Annotated in this window: 22 protein-coding genes; 9 read left to right on the top strand and 13 right to left on the bottom strand. The window is 66.1% G+C overall.

Annotated elements, in window-relative coordinates; translation table 11 throughout:
* Window positions 1-31: 31 nt before the first annotated feature.
* Genes Q9Q95_RS18400 through plsY form a run of 3 tightly spaced genes read right to left on the bottom strand, consistent with a single transcriptional unit; the run spans window position 32 to window position 2,373 of the window.
* Window positions 32-682 carry a glycerophosphoryl diester phosphodiesterase membrane domain-containing protein gene (locus Q9Q95_RS18400; protein ID WP_306098612.1) on the bottom strand — a complete coding sequence of 217 codons (651 nt, stop codon included), beginning with the start codon at window positions 680-682 and terminating at the stop codon, window positions 32-34.
* Between the two features lie 8 nt (window positions 683-690).
* Window positions 691-1,770 (bottom strand): DNA-processing protein DprA, encoded by a 1,080-nt coding sequence (gene dprA / locus Q9Q95_RS18395; RefSeq protein WP_306098611.1) that lies wholly within the window; start codon window positions 1,768-1,770, stop codon window positions 691-693.
* Window positions 1,771-1,788: 18 nt separating this feature from the next.
* Window positions 1,789-2,373, bottom strand: a complete 585-nt coding sequence (gene plsY, locus Q9Q95_RS18390; protein ID WP_306098749.1) for a glycerol-3-phosphate 1-O-acyltransferase PlsY — start codon at window positions 2,371-2,373, stop codon at window positions 1,789-1,791.
* A gap of 124 nt (window positions 2,374-2,497) precedes the next feature.
* Between plsY and murI the strand changes: the two genes are divergently transcribed.
* Window positions 2,498-3,292 (top strand): glutamate racemase, encoded by a 795-nt coding sequence (gene murI / locus Q9Q95_RS18385; protein ID WP_306098610.1) that lies wholly within the window; start codon window positions 2,498-2,500, stop codon window positions 3,290-3,292.
* Here the strand turns inward: murI and Q9Q95_RS18380 are convergent.
* Window positions 3,289-3,465 (bottom strand): hypothetical protein, encoded by a 177-nt coding sequence (locus Q9Q95_RS18380; protein ID WP_306098609.1) that lies wholly within the window; start codon window positions 3,463-3,465, stop codon window positions 3,289-3,291. The two genes, murI and Q9Q95_RS18380, sit on opposite strands and share 4 nt — an antisense overlap.
* Before the next feature lie 270 nt (window positions 3,466-3,735).
* Between Q9Q95_RS18380 and hemA the strand changes: the two genes are divergently transcribed.
* Complete coding sequence (gene hemA, locus Q9Q95_RS18375; protein WP_306098608.1) at window positions 3,736-4,980, top strand: 5-aminolevulinate synthase; 1,245 nt, start codon at window positions 3,736-3,738, stop codon at window positions 4,978-4,980.
* 2 nt (window positions 4,981-4,982) lie between these two features.
* Here hemA and Q9Q95_RS18370 read toward each other — a convergent pair whose 3' ends face one another.
* The 4 genes from Q9Q95_RS18370 to Q9Q95_RS18355 form a co-directional block, all read right to left on the bottom strand.
* A complete protein-coding gene (locus tag Q9Q95_RS18370) occupies window positions 4,983-5,495 on the bottom strand; it encodes a GNAT family N-acetyltransferase (RefSeq protein ID WP_306098607.1) in 513 nt (170 codons plus the stop codon).
* Window positions 5,496-5,511: 16 nt separating this feature from the next.
* The gene (locus Q9Q95_RS18365) at window positions 5,512-6,168 is read right to left on the bottom strand and encodes a class I SAM-dependent methyltransferase (RefSeq protein WP_306098606.1); all 657 of its coding nucleotides are present in this window, start codon (window positions 6,166-6,168) and stop codon (window positions 5,512-5,514) included.
* Complete coding sequence (locus tag Q9Q95_RS18360; RefSeq protein ID WP_306098605.1) at window positions 6,165-7,409, bottom strand: DUF3419 family protein; 1,245 nt, start codon at window positions 7,407-7,409, stop codon at window positions 6,165-6,167. The genes Q9Q95_RS18365 and Q9Q95_RS18360 overlap by 4 nt, the downstream gene beginning before the upstream one ends.
* 109 nt (window positions 7,410-7,518) lie before the next feature.
* Entirely contained in the window at window positions 7,519-7,788 is a 270-nt protein-coding gene (locus Q9Q95_RS18355; RefSeq protein ID WP_306098604.1) for a hypothetical protein, read from the bottom strand.
* A gap of 62 nt (window positions 7,789-7,850) precedes the next feature.
* Here Q9Q95_RS18355 and rpiB point away from each other — a divergent pair, with 62 nt between their 5' ends.
* The 5 genes from rpiB (at window position 7,851) to Q9Q95_RS18330 (ending at window position 11,130) form a co-directional block, all read left to right on the top strand.
* Complete coding sequence (gene rpiB / locus Q9Q95_RS18350) at window positions 7,851-8,303, top strand: ribose 5-phosphate isomerase B (protein WP_306098603.1); 453 nt, start codon at window positions 7,851-7,853, stop codon at window positions 8,301-8,303.
* On the top strand, window positions 8,300-9,610 hold the full coding sequence (glyA, locus tag Q9Q95_RS18345; protein WP_306098602.1) for a serine hydroxymethyltransferase: 1,311 nt from the start codon (window positions 8,300-8,302) through the stop codon (window positions 9,608-9,610). Before rpiB ends, glyA begins: the two co-directional genes overlap by 4 nt.
* Window positions 9,610-10,086 (top strand): transcriptional regulator NrdR, encoded by a 477-nt coding sequence (gene nrdR / locus Q9Q95_RS18340; RefSeq protein ID WP_306098601.1) that lies wholly within the window; start codon window positions 9,610-9,612, stop codon window positions 10,084-10,086. Before glyA ends, nrdR begins: the two co-directional genes overlap by 1 nt.
* The gene (locus Q9Q95_RS18335; RefSeq protein ID WP_306098600.1) at window positions 10,083-10,802 is read left to right on the top strand and encodes an RNA methyltransferase; all 720 of its coding nucleotides are present in this window, start codon (window positions 10,083-10,085) and stop codon (window positions 10,800-10,802) included. The genes nrdR and Q9Q95_RS18335 overlap by 4 nt, the downstream gene beginning before the upstream one ends.
* Before the next feature lie 67 nt (window positions 10,803-10,869).
* Window positions 10,870-11,130, top strand: coding sequence for a hypothetical protein (locus Q9Q95_RS18330; RefSeq protein WP_306098599.1), 261 nt, complete (start codon window positions 10,870-10,872; stop codon window positions 11,128-11,130).
* 16 nt (window positions 11,131-11,146) lie between these two features.
* Here the strand turns inward: Q9Q95_RS18330 and Q9Q95_RS18325 are convergent, their stop codons facing one another.
* The gene (locus tag Q9Q95_RS18325; RefSeq protein WP_306098598.1) at window positions 11,147-11,449 is read right to left on the bottom strand and encodes a chorismate mutase; all 303 of its coding nucleotides are present in this window, start codon (window positions 11,447-11,449) and stop codon (window positions 11,147-11,149) included.
* Window positions 11,450-11,661: 212 nt separating this feature from the next.
* Here Q9Q95_RS18325 and rpsD point away from each other — a divergent pair, with 212 nt between their 5' ends.
* Complete coding sequence (rpsD, locus tag Q9Q95_RS18320; protein ID WP_306098597.1) at window positions 11,662-12,276, top strand: 30S ribosomal protein S4; 615 nt, start codon at window positions 11,662-11,664, stop codon at window positions 12,274-12,276.
* 59 nt (window positions 12,277-12,335) lie between these two features.
* Here rpsD and Q9Q95_RS18315 read toward each other — a convergent pair whose 3' ends face one another.
* Entirely contained in the window at window positions 12,336-14,321 is a 1,986-nt protein-coding gene (locus Q9Q95_RS18315) for a S9 family peptidase (protein WP_306098596.1), read from the bottom strand.
* 172 nt (window positions 14,322-14,493) lie between these two features.
* Between Q9Q95_RS18315 and Q9Q95_RS18310 the strand changes: the two genes are divergently transcribed.
* A complete protein-coding gene (locus Q9Q95_RS18310) occupies window positions 14,494-14,769 on the top strand; it encodes a hypothetical protein (RefSeq protein ID WP_306098595.1) in 276 nt (91 codons plus the stop codon).
* Here the strand turns inward: Q9Q95_RS18310 and Q9Q95_RS18305 are convergent.
* The 3 genes from Q9Q95_RS18305 to Q9Q95_RS18295 are packed head-to-tail and all read right to left on the bottom strand — an operon-like array spanning window position 14,766 to window position 16,311.
* On the bottom strand, window positions 14,766-15,269 hold the full coding sequence (locus Q9Q95_RS18305; protein WP_306098594.1) for a GNAT family N-acetyltransferase: 504 nt from the start codon (window positions 15,267-15,269) through the stop codon (window positions 14,766-14,768). The two genes, Q9Q95_RS18310 and Q9Q95_RS18305, sit on opposite strands and share 4 nt — an antisense overlap.
* Before the next feature lie 8 nt (window positions 15,270-15,277).
* The gene (locus Q9Q95_RS18300; protein WP_306098593.1) at window positions 15,278-15,796 is read right to left on the bottom strand and encodes a phage tail protein; all 519 of its coding nucleotides are present in this window, start codon (window positions 15,794-15,796) and stop codon (window positions 15,278-15,280) included.
* Window positions 15,797-15,807: 11 nt separating this feature from the next.
* Window positions 15,808-16,311: a phage tail protein gene (locus Q9Q95_RS18295; protein WP_306098592.1), complete on the bottom strand. Its 504-nt coding sequence runs from the start codon at window positions 16,309-16,311 to the stop codon at window positions 15,808-15,810.
* Window positions 16,312-16,323: the final 12 nt, after the last annotated feature.

Genomic DNA, 16,323 nt, shown 5'->3' with positions numbered 1-16,323 from the left:
GATTCATCGTCGCTCGGGCCACCTGCCGGTATCATGCGAATATCTCTTCGAATGGCTCCACCGCTGGCGTGACCGCCGCATAGATCGCGATCGACAGAAACCATGTCATGGCGAGAAACGCATTGCCGGAGAGATTGCCGATGATCGAGGTCATAAGCGGAATCTGCGCCGATTCCGGATCGCCCAGCGCATAGGCCGCGAACGATCCCAGAAGCGGTCCCAGCGGCACGAGGTAGGCGATCAGGATGGGAAACGCGTGCCCTTTGGTGCGCGCCCAGCTTTCGCTCAGGCTTTCCGCGGCGCCCCGCTCCTCGGCGAGCAAGATCGGCGCTGCGATCGACCAGCGGATCGCCAGCACTATCCCCGGGATCACCAGCAGGAGCGTACCGAGGATGATGCCGATATTGGTCAATATCGATACGCCGATATAGGCCCCGACGGCACCCGCCGGCCGCTGCACCAGCCCCAGCCGCTCCAGCGCCTTCAGGGTGACGACGAACTGCGCCGCTACGCATGCGAGGCTGATCGGCAGCGAAGTGAGCGCTTCCGGATTATACAGGTCGTTGGCGATTCCCAGCGCGGACAGGGCGAGGATCGACACGCCGACCGTGACCGCATTGTCGTGCATCAGCGCGAACATCGCTGCTATCAGCCGGCCCGCGCTGACCTCGGTTTCCTGCATCCCGCCTCCTATGCCCAGCTGACGCGACCGCCCGCGTGCCGCTCGAGCCGCCCCGCCAGCTCGAGCTCGAGCAATATCGTCTGCACCACCGCAGCACCCACGCCCGACTGGCGGATCAGCTCGTCGATCGCAACAGGAACCGGCCCGAGCAATGCCGCGATCTGCCGCCGTTCGGCGTCGCTGGCGTCTTCGGGAGGCGGGCCTTCGAAGCTGCATACCGGCGCGCGCACCGCGCGTGCGTCGATCGGGCGAATCGCCTCGAGGATGTCGTCCACCGACTGCACGAGAGTCGCGCCTTCGCGGATCAGCAGGTTGCAACCCTGCGCACGCGGATCGAGCGGCGAGCCGGGTACCGCCATGACCTCGCGGCCCGCTTCCGCCGCGATGCGCGCGGTGATCAGCGAGCCAGAGCGCGGCGCCGCCTCGACCACCACCGTGCCGATCGCGAGCCCGGCGATGATGCGGTTGCGCGAAGGGAAGAAACGGGCGAGCGGCTCGGTGCCTGGCGGTTGCTCGGCGAGCAATAGACCTTCGCGGGCGACGCGTTCCTGGAGTTCGGCATTCTCCGGGGGGAATGCGATGTCGATCCCGCTGGCGATGACCCCGATCGTGCCGCCCGCCAGCGCGCCGTTATGCGCCGCGGTGTCGATGCCGCGCGCGAGCCCCGACACCACCGTGGCGCCTGCGTCGACCAGTCCCAGCGCGAGCTGACGCGCGAAGCGGCACGCGGCCGCGGAAGCGTTGCGCGCACCGACCATCGCGACGCAATTGCGCCGGGCGAGCGCAACGCTGCCGCGCACGATCAGCGCGGGCGGCGCACTCTCCAGCTCGGCGAGGAGCGGCGGATAATCGGGATCGTCGAGGAACAGATAGCGCGCACCGAGCTTCTCGACCTGCGCGATCTCGCGCCGGACGACGCCGGCATCGGCGATCCGCGGCGCATTGCCGCCGCCGCGCGCAGCCAGCATCGGAAGCGCATCGAGCGCCGCCTCGGCCGTGCCGAAGCGCCCGATCAGCTGGCGCCAGCTGATCGGACCGATATTCGCCGAGCGCAACAGCCGCAGCCGCGACTCGCGCCGATCGCTCACGCTATCGGCCCGCGCGCGTCATTCGCGCTTCTTGCCGATGCGCGGCTCGGTGCCGCTCAGCAGCCGATCGATATTCTCGCGATGCTTCCACAGCACGATCAGCGCCAGCGCGAGCAGCAACAGGACGAGATCGATCCGCCCCCAGAAAGCGGCGCTCACCGGCGCGCTGATCGCGGCGGTGATCCCGGCGAGCGACGAGATGCGCAACGCCGCGAGCAGGCCGAGCCACACCGCGGCATAAACCAGACCCGAGGGCCAATGCAGCGCGACGACGATGCCCATCAAGGTCGCCACCCCCTTGCCGCCGCGAAAGCGCAGCCAGACCGGGTAGCAATGGCCGAGAAAGGCACCCATGCCGGCGAGCACCGCGGTGCCCGGGAACAGCCAGTCGGCGAGCAGCACCGCCGCCGCGCCCTTGGCCAGATCGAGCAGCAATGTCGCCGCGGCAAGCCCTTTGCGGCCGGTGCGCAGCACATTGGTGGCGCCGATATTGCCCGAGCCGATCTGACGCAGATCGCCGGCACCGCCGAGACGCGTGAGCAGCACGCCGAACGGGATCGAGCCCAGCAGATAGCCGAGCAGGATCGCTGCGGCGGGAGGCATCCAGACGATTTCGGTTGGCAATTCTACCCCCTGTCGCCCATCAGCATAAGCCATGTCGGGCCGGGCGCAACCGCGGCTTGCCGCACCGGTTGACGGCGTGCCGGCGGCGAGCCATGCGCCCGCCATGACCGACCGCCGCCCGATCCTGTTCTTCGATTCCGGAATGGGCGGACTATCGGTGCTCGCGCCGACGGCAAAGCTGCTGCCCCGGGCGCCGCTCGTCTATGTCGCCGATTCGGCCGGCTTTCCTTATGGCACGCGCAGCGAGGCCGAGATCGCGGCGCGCGTCCCCGCTTTGCTTGGCCGGCTGGCCGAGCGCTACGACCCGCGGCTGATCGTGATCGCCTGCAACACTGCGTCGACCATCGCCCTGCAGCATGTCCGCGCGGCGCTCGACGTCCCGATCGTCGGCACGGTTCCCGCGATCAAGCCGGCGGCCGAATTGAGCCGGACCCGGGTGATCGGCGTGCTCGGCACCGAAGCGACCGTCCGCCAGCCTTATGTCGCCGATCTGGCCGCGCGCTTCGCGGGCGACTGCACGGTGATTCGGCACGGATCGGCGGAATTGGTCGAACTGGCCGAAGCGGCGTTGGGCGGCGCGCGCCCTTCGATCGCGTCGGTTCGGGATGCGTTGGCGGGTCTCATGGCACAGGATCGCGCCGGCGAGATCGACGTGATCGTCAATGCCTGCACTCATTTCCCGCTGCTCGAGGACGAACTCGTTTCGGCCACCGACGGCAAGATCCGCTTCATCGACGGAGGCGCAGGCATCGCCCGGCGCGTCGCTTATCTGACCGAAGGCCAGGAATGGCCTGCGGCCCTGCCCGGCCGCGCCGTGTTCACGGAGCGGAATGCACGCACCGAAAGTCTCGCCGCCGCACTGGCCCGATTCGGCCTGAACGAGATCGAAACGCTCTAGGCTCCCGCCCCCGCGCTTGTCGCCGGATGCTGCAGCATCGCCGAATAGCGCTCAGCCAGTTCGAGATGGACGCGCCGCGCGATCGAATCGTCGGTCCGCGCGGCATATTCGCGTTCCTGCCGCTCGCGCCGCTGATAATATTCGAGGTCCCGACTATCGAGTTTGCCGCTCATCGTGCCGCTCCGCCAGCCAAGCGGGAGCACAAAGCGTCTCCCGGCCGCAGACTCGCTTGGGCGCCGAGTCGTCCGCGATATGGGCACCATAGCATTTCGCACGATTGCGCATCATGATCAGGATCAGGATTTCGCCTCTACCGCATGGTCTCGAAGCTTTTCTGTCGCTCGAGCCTCGAATGCGCCATTCCGGCTGCGCATATTCCATGCGATATTCGCTCGGGCCGAACGGCTGGAATTCCACGGATTTTGGGGGTAGGGAGCGGGCCCATGTATACGAAGGACAGCCCCGCGCCCGCCGTCGATTATTCGCGGGTCTTCAGTCAGGCGATCGACCGCCTCCACGCCGAGGGCCGGTACCGCGTATTCATCGATATCCTGCGCAACAAGGGCGCCTATCCCAACGCGCGCTGCTTCGCGGGGCATAACGGTCCAAAGCCGATCACGGTGTGGTGCTCGAACGATTATCTCGCGATGGGCCAGCATCCCAAAGTTATCGCGGCGATGGAGGAAGCACTCCACGACGTCGGCGCCGGCTCGGGCGGCACCCGCAACATCGGCGGCAACACCCATTATCATATCGAACTCGAGCACGAACTCGCCGACCTGCACGGCAAGGAAGGCGCCTTGCTGTTCACCTCGGGCTATGTCTCGAACGAGGCGACGCTGTCGACGCTCGCCAAATTGATGCCGGGCTGCATCGTCTATTCGGACGAGCTCAATCACGCCTCGATGATCGCCGGCATCCGCAATTCCGGCTGCGAAAAGCGCGTGTTCCGCCACAATGATCTCGCCCATCTCGAGGAGCTGCTCGCCGCCGATGATCCCTCGGCGCCCAAGCTGATCGCGTTCGAAAGCGTCTATTCGATGGACGCCGATGTGGCGCCGATCGCCGAGATCTGCGACCTTGCCGACAAATATAACGCGCTGACCTATCTCGACGAAGTCCATGCCGTCGGCATGTACGGCGCGCGCGGCGGCGGCATCTCCGAACGCGACGCGGTCGCGGATCGCATCACGATCATCGAAGGGACGCTGGGCAAGGCGTTCGGGGTGATGGGGGGCTATATCGCCGCCGATCAAGTGATCATCGACGTGATCCGCAGCTATGCGCCGGGCTTCATCTTCACCACTTCGCTGTCGCCGGTGCTGGTCGCGGGAGCGCTCGCCAGCGTGAAGCATCTCAAGGCCTCGACCGTCGAGCGCGACGGCCAGCATGCCGCCGCGACGCAGCTCAAGGCGCTGATGGCCGAGGCGGGGCTGCCGGTGCTGCCCTCGACCACCCATATCGTGCCGCTGATGGTCGGCGATCCGGTCAAGGCCAAGAAGATCAGCGACGTGCTGCTCGCCGAATATGGCGTCTACGTCCAGCCGATCAATTATCCGACGGTGCCGCGCGGCACCGAACGGCTGCGCTTCACCCCCGGCCCGGCGCACGACGAAGCGATGATGCGCGAACTGGTGAGCGCGCTCGTCGAAATCTGGGGCAGGCTCGAGCTTAGACTGGCCGCCTGACTTCAGCCGACGCTTCTGGCAAGCACTACATCGTCATATTCGCGCGCGCCGACGCGGAAGCGCCGATCGCCTATCGGTTCGAAACCGTGCTTGCGATAAAATGCCAACGCGCGGGCGTTGCCGGCATAGACGCCCAGCAGCAGCCGCTCCGCACGCCCCGCGACCGCGGCGACCACGGTCTGCATCAACGCCGGGCCAAGACCCGTGCCGTGAAAACGCGACAGGCTGTATATGCGTTTGAGTTCGAGATCGGCCGCAGGATCGCCGCCCGGAATATCCGCTTTGGCGAGCAAGGCGAAACCGATCGGCGCAGCACCTTCAGCCTCGGCGAGCCAAGCCTCGGCGCCGGCCGCGAGATAGCGTCGATAGGCGCCGGCGCTGTGTTCTTTCATGCAATGCGCGACGATTGCCGGACCATCGAGAATGCCGGCGAAGGTTTCGAGGAACGTCGCGGCGCCGACCAGCGCGAGCGCGTCGAGGTCTTCGGCCTGCGCCGCCCTGATATGCCAATGCATCGCTTCCACGCCCCCGCTAACGCCTGCGGAGCACCCCGCTCCACGCATAGCCGCGATAGAGGGGCGTGAAATCGAGCGCCAGATCCTGCGCCTCGGCCACCCGTTTGAGCACCGCGGGCAATTCGCGGCGCGGATAGACGTGGAAATCGTTGAGCGACTTGAAATGCAGCCGCTTCAACAGAGCCGGCAGCCGCTCATATTGGCCGAAATCGACGACGTGCAGGCTGCCGCGCGGCGCAAGCGACGCGGCGCCGCGCTCGATCGCTTCCTGCCAGGGCGGGATCATCGACAAGGTGTAGCTCATGAAGATCCGGTCGACCTTCTCGATCCCGAACAAGGCGTTCGTATCGAAATTGCCGGCGTCGCCCTGCGCCAGTGTGATCTTGTCCGCCAGTCCCTGCCTGGCGACCGACTTGCGCGCGGTATCGAGCATCGCCTCGCTGATGTCGAAGCCATGGAAGCGCGCATCGGGCCAGCGCTTCGCTGCGACGATCAGGTTGCGCGCGGTGCCGCAGCCGATTTCGAGCACCGTCCCGCCCGGCGGCGGCGCGAGGCTGCGGATCAGCCGGTCGCGCCCGAGCAGATAGAATTTGCGGGTGAAGTCGTAGAAATGACGATGGAGCGCATAGACGTCGTCCATCAACGCCTTCTGCCCGGCCGCGACGCTGGTCATGCGTGCGGCTTCAGCGTCCAGAGATGGGTCGCGCCATAGACCGAGGATCGATCGCGCCGGGTCCAGTCCGCGAGCTGCGCCGGATCCATATATTGCCACTGATCGAGGATCGTCGGGGGGACATGGCCGGCCACGACGTCTGGCGCTGCCGCAGTGCGATAGAGCACCCGCGCACCGGGCCTGGCAGTGCGGGTGATCTCGCTCCAGATCCGGGTGAGCTGCGCGTCGGTCATCCAGTCCTGCGCGTCGAGCAGCACGTAGCGATCGAGCGACTGCGCCGGCATGCTCTCGAGATAATCGGCCATGTTCTGGTGGCGGACCTCGACCCGGCCGGCGCGCGACTGCACCTCGCCATAATGCGCGGCCTGCAGATAGGGCGGCAACGGCGCGTCGGCGTGCTTGCCATAGCCGCGGCCGAACGCCTGCCACGCGTAGAAATTGTCCTTGAGGTCGAAGTCGCAGGCGAGCTTGCGCAGCCGGCTCTTCAGCGCGCCGGTGATGCCCTGCGCATCGTCGGCCTTGAGCAGGTCGTATTGCACCGGCGGGATGCCGAAGCCGAACAAGGCCGCAGGCTGATCCACCAGCCAGCGCAGGAACTTCTTCTCGAAGAACGGCGCATAGCGCGTTTCGAAAATCGCCCGCTGCTCCTCGCGCGACTGCGCCTTGAGGATCTCGCCGGGATCGATGCGGTACATCCGCCCGAGAAAGTGCGCGAAGCCGATCAGGCGGCCGAGCAGCCCGCGACGATAGAATCCCGTCGCGAAGCCCGAGATGCGGCGGCGTCCGCTCCAGTCGCGGGCGTCCCAATAAGCGCGCGTCGTCGCGTCGAGATGGTCGCGCAAATGATGCTTGTAGAGATCGACATTCTCCGCCCGATCGGCATCGGCGAAGAAGGAGCGGAAGCTGGCATAGTCGGGCAGGCGCTGCGCCGCGGTCTGCTTGAGCTTGTTGAGCGCGATATGCGCGGGATTGAGATCGACCGCCGTGATCGCCTTCGGGTTCGCCGCGAGATAGGAAAAGACGTTGCAGCCGCCCGACGCGATGGTGACGACATGGCTGTCGGGGGCGATCGCCAGCGCTTCCATGTCGATCTCGGGATCTTCCCAGATCTGGGCGTAGACGAGGCCGCGAAACGCAAAGGTGAAGGCACGTTCGAGCAGGCCCTCCTTGCTGAGATGCTCGTGCCGGTGCACCGCACCCCGCACGGCGCCGTTCTTGGGCGCCTTGGCAATAGTCCGCATGGCCAACTCCTGAAGAGGGCGCCCGCAACATGCGCCGGATCAAGCACATCGTGCACTAATCGCGGCGTGTGACAGAATCTTGTCAGATGGCGGGGCGCCCTCCGGAGAGTCAGCGAGTGGAGTTGTCGATCGCGTTGCCCGCGTCGCGGGTGCCGTGGGCGACGGTATCCCCGACATCGTCGGCAGTGTTCTCGATCACCCGGCCGGCGCGGTCCGCGCCGTTCTCGATCATGTCTCCGGTCTTGGCGGCGGCATTTTCGAGGCTGTCGCCGGTATCTTCAATGGCACTGGCGAGATTGTCCTGCGCGCTCTCGGAGCAGCCGGCGAGGGCGAGGCCAAGCGCGAACGCGGGCGCCACGACGAGAATTGATTTGCGCATTTTGGTCTCCAGAGATTGTCTCGGTCTAGCCAGCACAGGCCCGAGGGCGTAGGGAGCGCGGCATGTCGCGCCGTATCGCCATCGCCTCGGATCATGCCGCCTTCGTCATGAAATCGGAACTCGCCGAATGGTTGCGTGGCGAGGGCCATCAGGTGTCCGATCTCGGTCCCGACAGTGCGGCGAGCGTCGACTATCCCGATTATGGCTACGTGCTGGCCCGCGCGATCGAACAGGGCGATGCCGATATCGGCGTGGCGCTGTGCGGGTCGGGCATCGGCATCTCGATCGCGGTCAATCGGAATCCGGCCGCCCGCTGCGCGCTGGTGTCCGAGCCGCTTTCCGCGCGCCTCGCGCGGCAGCACAACGACGCCAATGTCGTCGCGCTTGGCGCCCGGCTGATCGGCGTGGAAATGGCCAAGGCCTGCGTCACTGCCTTCCTCGACACCGACTTTCTCGGCGACCGCCACCAGCGCCGCGTCGACAAACTGAGCCACCCCGAAAGGAGCCCCGCATGAGCACCAACCCCCAGATGGCAGGGCTCCAGCCCGACGGCTTCTTCACCAAGGGTCTTGCCGACGTCGATCCGCAAGTCTTTACCGGGGTTCGCCACGAGCTCGATCGCGAGCAGCACCAGATCGAGCTGATCGCCAGCGAGAACATCGTCTCCAAGGCCGTGCTCGAGGCGCAGGGCAGTGTCTTCACCAACAAATATGCCGAGGGCTATCCCGGCAAGCGCTACTATCAGGGCTGCCACCCGTCCGACGAAGTCGAGACGCTGGCGATCGAGCGGGCGAAGCAGCTGTTCGGCTGCGGCTTCGTCAATGTCCAGCCGCATTCGGGCGCGCAGGCCAATGGCGCGGTGATGCTGGCGCTGACCAAGCCAGGCGACACCATCATGGGCCTGAGCCTCGATGCCGGCGGCCACCTGACCCACGGCGCCAAGGCGGCGATGTCGGGCAAATGGTTCAACGCGGTCCCCTATGGCGTCGACCCCGGGACGCATCTGATCGACTTCGATCAGGTCGAGGCGCTCGCCAGGGAGCATCGCCCCAGGCTGATTATCGCCGGCGGCTCGGCCTATCCGCGGATCATCGACTTCGCCCGCTTCCGCACGATTGCCGATGAAGTCGGCGCGATCTTCATGGTCGACATGGCGCATTTCGCCGGCCTCGTCGCCGGCGGCGCGCATCCGACCCCGTTCGGCCATGCCCATGTCGTCACCACGACCACGCACAAGACGCTGCGCGGACCGCGCGGCGGCATGGTGCTGACCGACGACGAAGCCATCGCCAAAAAGATCAACAGCGCGGTCTTCCCCGGCCTCCAGGGCGGCCCGTTGATGCACGTGATCGCCGCCAAGGCCGTCGCGTTCGGCGAGGCGTTGCGGCCCGATTACAAGAGCTACATCACCGCGGTGGTCGAGAACGCCAAGGTGCTCGCGGCGACACTCAAGGAGCGTGGCGCCGACCTCGTTTCGGGCGGCACCGACACGCATCTCGCGCTGGTCGACCTGACCCCGCTGGGCGTCACCGGCCGCGATGCCGACGAAGCGCTCGAGCGCGCCGCGATCACCTGCAACAAGAACGGCATCCCCAACGATCCGCTGCCGCCGGTCAAGACCAGCGGCATCCGCGTGGGCAGCCCCGCCGGCACCACCCGCGGCTTCGGCGCCGGCGAATTCCGCGAGATCGGCAACATGGTCGCCGACGTGCTCGACGGGCTGCGCAAGAATGGCGAGCAGGGCGACGCGCAGGTGGAAGCCAATGTCCGCGAGCGCGTTCGTGCGCTCTGCGAACGCTTTCCGATCTACCCCGAGGCCTGATGCGCTGCCCGTTCTGCGGAAATGAAGACAGCCAGGTGAAGGACAGCCGCCCCACCGAAGACGGGGCGGCGATCCGGCGGCGGCGGCAATGCGAGGCATGCGCCGCGCGCTTCACCACCTTCGAGCGCATCCAGCTGCGCGACCTGATCGTGGTCAAGAACCAGGCCAATTCGCCCGAGCTGCGCCGCGAGCCGTTCGAGCGCGACAAACTGATCCGGTCGGTGACCTTGGCCGCACGCAAGCGGCCGGTGACCTCGGCGCAGATCGAGCGGCTGGTCTCGGGAATCCAGCGTCAGCTCGAGACCCAGGGCGACAGCGAGATCCCGTCGCAACGGATCGGCGAGATGGTGATGGACGGGCTCAAGGGGCTCGATTCGGTCGCCTATATCCGCTTCGCTTCGGTCTATAAGGATTTTCGCGAGGCCAAGGACTTCGAGGAATTCGCCGGCAATGTGAGCGAGGTCGGCAAGGGGTGAACCCGGTCATCGTTCTGGTCCGCCCGCAACTCGGCGAGAATATCGGCAAGGCAGCACGCGCGATGCTCAATTTCGGGCTCGCCGAGATGCGCCTCGTGGCGCCCCGCGACGGCTGGCCCAATCCCTCGGCGGGCCCGGCGGCGAGCGGGGCCGACATAGTGTTGGAGAAGGCCCAGCTGTTCGACAGCGTCGCCGACGCAGTCGCCGATTGCACCCATGTCTATGCCACCACGGTGCGCAAGCGCGGCGTGACCAAGCCGGTGATGACGCCCGAGCAAGCGGCGCCCGCGATCCGCGCCGCCGAAGGACGTAGCGCGATCCTGTTCGGACCCGAGCGTTCGGGGCTGGACACCGACGACGTCGCGCTTGCCCGCACGATCCTGACGGTTCCGATAAATCCCGAATTCGGTTCGCTCAATCTCGCCCAGGCCGTGATCCTCGTCGCCTATGAATGGTCGAAGGGCACGGCGCTCGAAATGCCGCCGGTCACCCAACTGGACCCGCCCGCGCCGCAGGAGGAGCTCGAGGGAATGATCGGGCAGCTCGACGCCATGCTCGTCGACAGCGGCTATTATTTCCCGCCGAATCGCGTGCCGACGATCCGGCGTACGCTGCGGGTGCTGCTGAGCCGACCCGGCTGGACATCGCAGGAATTGCGGACGCTGCGCGGCGTGCTTTCCGCGCTCGCGGGCAGAAAGGCACATCGCCGCAGCTGAGCGCGCAGCGATATTGTTTCCCGGCGCGCGATAGGGTTTAATCGCGCATATGAACCGGGAGATATCGATGCGTTTCTTGCCCCTGCTCGCGATCCTCGCACTGGCCACGCCGTCGGCCGCGCTCGCACAGGACGAAGCGCCGCCCGTCGAAACCGTCAAACCCGAGAAGCCGGTGTGCAAAACGACCTCCACCACCGGCTCGCGGCTGCGCAAGACGCGCTATTGCATGACCAAATGGGAAGCGAAGCTCGACGAGGAAAAGGCGCGACGCGACGCAGATCAGATGCGCAGGCTCAACACCGCGCCGCCTCCCGGTACGCCGTTCTGACGCGCCGGCGACCGCATCAGCGCCGGTCGAACGCCTCGAACTCATAGGCGATCGACGCCTCGACCAGCCCTTCCCAGAGAAAGGCTATCGCCTCCTCCGGGATCCGGGCGGCACGCGCATGCGCGCGCGCATTGGCGATTACCTGCGCCTTGCGCGCCTCGTCGCGGACCAATCCGCGCTCGGGCTTGATCCGGGCGGCGGCATCCATATAGCCGAAGCGGCGTGCGAGCAGCGCGACCAGCGCGCGGTCCACCGCGTCCACCCCGGCGCGGACCTCGGCCATCGTCGTGCAGGCTTCGGGATCGATCGTATCTTGCATGGCCAGCCCCTTGGCGGGTGGCCGCGCGCCTGTCCAGCTTGACTCGGCGCCGGGCTGCCGCTACCCGCGCGCCTTCGCAATGGCCCCGCACCCCGGTGAAGCGGTGGCCCTGCCTTCCCGCAAAGGATTCAGCAGGCGGATACCGGGACCAACCCCGCCTTCCCGACAGGGAGAGCGGATTACGTCATTCAGCGATTGCATAAGGATAAGACATGTCGAAGCGCCAGAGCGCCAAGCACAAACTCGACCGCCGGATGGGCGAGAATATCTGGGGTCGTCCGAAGAGCCCGGTCAACAAGCGTGAGTACGGCCCCGGCCAGCACGGCCAGCGCCGCAAGGGCAAGATGTCGGACTTCGGCATCCAGCTGCGCGCCAAGCAGAAGCTCAAGGGCTATTACGGCGACATCACCGAAAAGCAGTTCAAGAAGTCGTACGAGGACGCGTCGCGCATGAAGGGCGATACCGGTCAGAACCTGATCGGCCTGCTCGAGATGCGTCTCGACATGATCGTCTATCGCGCCAAGTTCGCGCCGACGATCTTCGCGGCCCGCCAGCTCGTCAACCACGGCCATGTCCGCGTCGACGGCGACAAGTGCAACATCGGCTCGCGCCGCATCAAGCCGGGCCAGATCGTCTCGCTCTCGTCCAAGGCGCAGGAAATGGCGCTGGTGATGGAGGCGCAGAGCCTGTCCGAGCGCGACATCCCCGATTATGTCGTTCCCGAAGGCGCCTCGAAGATCACCTTCACGCGCGTGCCGACGCTCGACGAAGTGCCCTATCCGGTGCGCATGGAGCCGAACCTGGTCGTCGAGTTCTACTCGCGCTAAAAACCGGCCCCGGCCGAGCAGAAACAAGGGCGGTCGCGCTGCGGCCGCCCTTTTTCGTGTCAGGGTTCGAGCTTGAACGCGACTCGCAGGAACTGATCCGCGCGCGACAACAGAGTGGCGCGCGCTGCGCTGTCGTCGAGCTGATGGTCGAGCCCGTCGAACTCGACGAACTCTGCCTTCCCGCCGGCCTCGCGCAGCTTGCCGGCCATCAGTCGCGATTCGCCGACGCCGACATTGAGATCCTGATCGCCGTGGAACAGCAACACCGGCGCCTTGATCCGGTTCGCATTGCGCGCAGGGGAGCCCTCGCGGACATGGTCGCCGCGCCCGATGAACGCGTCGACCTGGGGGAAGTTGACATAGCTGCGCGCTTCCTCGCGCAGCGTCTCCAGATCGGTCACGGGCGCGATGGCGACGATCGCCTTGAAGAGGTCGGGATCGAGCACCGACGATTGCAGCGCAGCATAGCCGCCATAGGACCAGCCCATGATCGCCAGTCGATCGGCGCGCGCGATTCCCTGGCCGATCAGCCATCGTCCGCCATCGTTGACGTCGCCGATCGCGGTTCGCCACGACTGGAAGCCGTTCTTCCGGAACCAGGCGTCGCCATAGCCGCTCGAGCCGCGGAAGTTCGGCTGTAGCACCGCGAAGCCGCGCGCCGCGAAGAATTGGGCGAGCCAGTCGAAGCCCCATTCGTCGCGCGACCCCGGGCCGCCATGCGGCATCACGATCGCGGGGAGGTTCTTGCCGTCGCTTCCGGCGGGCAACGTCAGATATCCGGGAATCGGCGTCCCGTCGGCCGCGGGGAAGGTGACGGGCTTGACGCTGGCGAGTGCCAGATTGGCGAGTTGCGGCCGGCTCGTCAGCACTTCCTCGAGCTTCTTGTTCGCTTTGTCGTAGAGATAGTAGGTGCCCGGATCATTGTCGCTGCCCGCGAACATCAGCAGCTTGCCCTCGTCCGCGCTCGCATCGACGAAGGTGACCAGGGGCTTGCCCGGCAGCGCCTTGCCAAGCGCGTTGCGCAGCCGCTGCAGTTCGGGATCGAAGAACTCTACCTGCCTTTTTTCGGTGGCGAAGCTTGCCCCGACCACGCGCTGCTGCCGCCCCACCCGGATCAGCCGATCGACATCGACCTGGGGGTGCGACAGCACCATCGTCCGCTTCAGCGACCCGTCGAGCGCGATGCTGAACAGCGCTCTCCTCCCGTCGACCCGATCGAAACCATAGACAAGGTTCGCCGTCTTATCGACGGCATAGGGATTGAACCCCGCGCTGAGGCCTCCGCCGACCTTGAGGGCGCCCAGATCCTTCCAGTCGCGCTCGCCGGCGAGGCGATAGAAATAGTTGATCGTGTCGCCGCTATATCCCGACGTGCGTTCGGGGCGGAGCCCCATCACCCTGACATTGCCATGGCCGTCGCTGATATACTCGACCGCCGACCCTTTGGGTTGCTCGAGGGTCTTTCGCCGCAACGTCGTCGCATCGACGAGCTCGACGCCGAGGCCCTCGCGCGAACTGGCGAGGTGCGTGCCGGTCGTGTTCTCGGGAATGAAGTCGCGCGTCATCACCAGCGAGCCGTTCGATCCCTCGGGTCCCCAATCGATGATCTCGCCGCCCGACTGCGCCACGCCGAGCGACCGCGGCGAATTCGCGGCGGTCAGTATCTTCAGGTCCGACCCATCGAGGTTGAGCGAGACCATACGCGTGAAGGCGAGCTTCACGGCGTCTTGCTGGATCATGAAGATGTCGCAGACGATCCGGCTGTTGCTCGCCCAATGGCACCCGGTCAGGCGATCCGGCTTTCCGCTGGAGCGGAGTATCCCCTTCATCGCGCCGCCTTTTACGAGGTCGGCAATCATCAGCACCGCGCCGCGCCCCGCATCCGGCTGCACCACTGCGAGATGGTTGCCGTCGGGAGAAAGGCTGATCTGCTGCACGGATTCGCGCGCGCCGAACCGCGCCGCCTGCGCCGTACCGGCCGTTTGGGACGCCGCAGGCGCAGCGAGACACAGCGGCAAGCCCAATGCCGCAAAACTTCTGATCACCAATTCCCCCTCGAACAGCTTTGGAACGCGAGCGTAGAGCGAAAAGAGCGCGTTGCAAGCGGGGGCTTGCGAGCCAGGTACCGGACTGTCACAGTCTCGCCGCCCTCTCGTCGCAGGATTTCGCTATGCGCAGCGCCTCGTTTCTGACTTCGTCATCGCCGGGTGGGACGGCGTGACTGCGCTGCATCTCTCCGATTTCCCGGCGGGCACGGTCTATACTGTTTCCGCCGGCGGTCAGGCCTACCCGCTGGCGCTCGACAAGGCACAGCCGCTCTCAGATTCGGGGCGCGAGGGCGGTTCGTTCCGACTCGAGTTCCTCGGACCGGGCGAACCGATCCTCCCGCAAGCGACCTATAGCTTCAGCAGCGGCGCCGCGGCGCACGACATCTTCATCGTGCCCGTTTCGCGCGACTCCGGCGGCGTGCGCTACGAGGCCGTATTCTACTAGTCCGCGGGACGCCATTCCCACAGATCATAGGCGCCGCGGTCTTCGTCGACGATCGTGAAACCGAGCCGGGTGTAGAGCGTGCGCGCCGGATTGTTCTTCTCGACATGGATGGTGACGATCTTGCCCTGCGGGCCGGCACCGGCCAGCAGATCGCGCAACAATGCCGCGCCGATCCCCTGCCCCCGCGCCTCCGGCATCAGCGAGATGTCGACGATCCGGATCTCCGCCGGCATCTCGTACAGATATAACCGCCCGATCGCCGCGCCCCGGCGTTCGATGATGGCCGCGTCCATGCCCCGGTAATGCTGCTGGTAATGGGCGTGCTGCGCCGCGTGCTGCTGCGCGAGGAACGCCTGCTTGACTTCGGGCGGCCAAGGCACCGGCGCCAGCTCTTCGGTGCGGGTCGAGGCATAGAGCGCCGCAGTGAAGGCGAAATCCGCGTCCGACATCGGGCGCAGATCCACCTCCAGCCTTGCGGCTTCGATAAGGGACAAGGACACGATGCGTGCTAGCCTCGCGGCGGGAACACGCCTTGCAGAGCGATGCAGAAATAGAAGGTCAGATACGGCATCATGTTGTTGTGCGGCTGGGTGCCACCGGCAGGCGTGAGCGCCTCGAACGCCAGCGGCGTGACGGTGGTGTTGGGCGAATAGATGTTCAGTTTGGCCCGGGCGAGCGCATTGTTGGTCGGCACGTTGGTTTCCGCGTCGTCCGACGTCGATACGTTGAGCGCGTGGGTGTGCGCCGGAATTTCCGAGAGCAGAAGAGTCACGGTTTCCGAGCCGGCGGTCTCGCCGAGATCGTGGAGCGACAGGCCCGGCCCCTGCCCCGGATGCATCGGCGCGCGCCCCTGCAGATCGGGGAGCGCGAAATTGCTCTTGCCGTTGCCGCCATAGGTGGTGCCCAGCAGCGAGAACAAAGCCGTGTTCTGCGACAAAGGCAGCAATTGCCCGTCGCACCACGCCCAGCCCTTGGGCGCGAAGTTGAACGGGAAGACCCGGATTTCGGCGACGAAGGGATCGGCCACGGAGCGGCTCCTCAGGTTGGGCTCGGGAAGATCCCGAACAGCGAGATGATGAAGTCGACGCAGAGATAGGGCTGCATGTTGGTATGCGGCTGGCTGCCGCCGACCGAGGCTATCGAGAGCGCATTCAGCGGATCGGTCGGCTGGGCGTTGATGAACGCATCGATCGAACCCGATTTGCCGACCACCAGATTGGTCGGCGTCGGCCCGCTCGCTACGTTGAGCGAGGCGAGCAACGGATGGCTGTGCGACGGCAGCTGACTGACCGTCAGCGTGACTTCCTCGACGCCGCCGGTTTCGGCGAGGATGAAGCCGTTGCCCTGATGAATGGGAAGCCGGCCGCGCAGATCGGGCAATCCGAAAGTGGATTCGCCGTCCCCGCCATACGTGGTTCCGATCAGCTGGAAGAGCGTCTCGTTCTCCGAGATCGGCAAAAGCTGACCTTCGCAGAACATCCAGCCGGCGGGGGCGAAATTGCCCGCGAACATTCGGATTTCACCGACATAAGGTTGCGCCATGGGTCGGGTTCC

Source organism: Sphingomonas sp. DG1-23 (assembly GCF_030730875.1).
Classification (GTDB): Bacteria; Pseudomonadota; Alphaproteobacteria; order Sphingomonadales; family Sphingomonadaceae; genus Sphingomonas.
The sequence above is the reverse complement of the archived record's forward strand: the minus strand, read 5'-3'. Positions and strand labels throughout refer to the sequence as shown.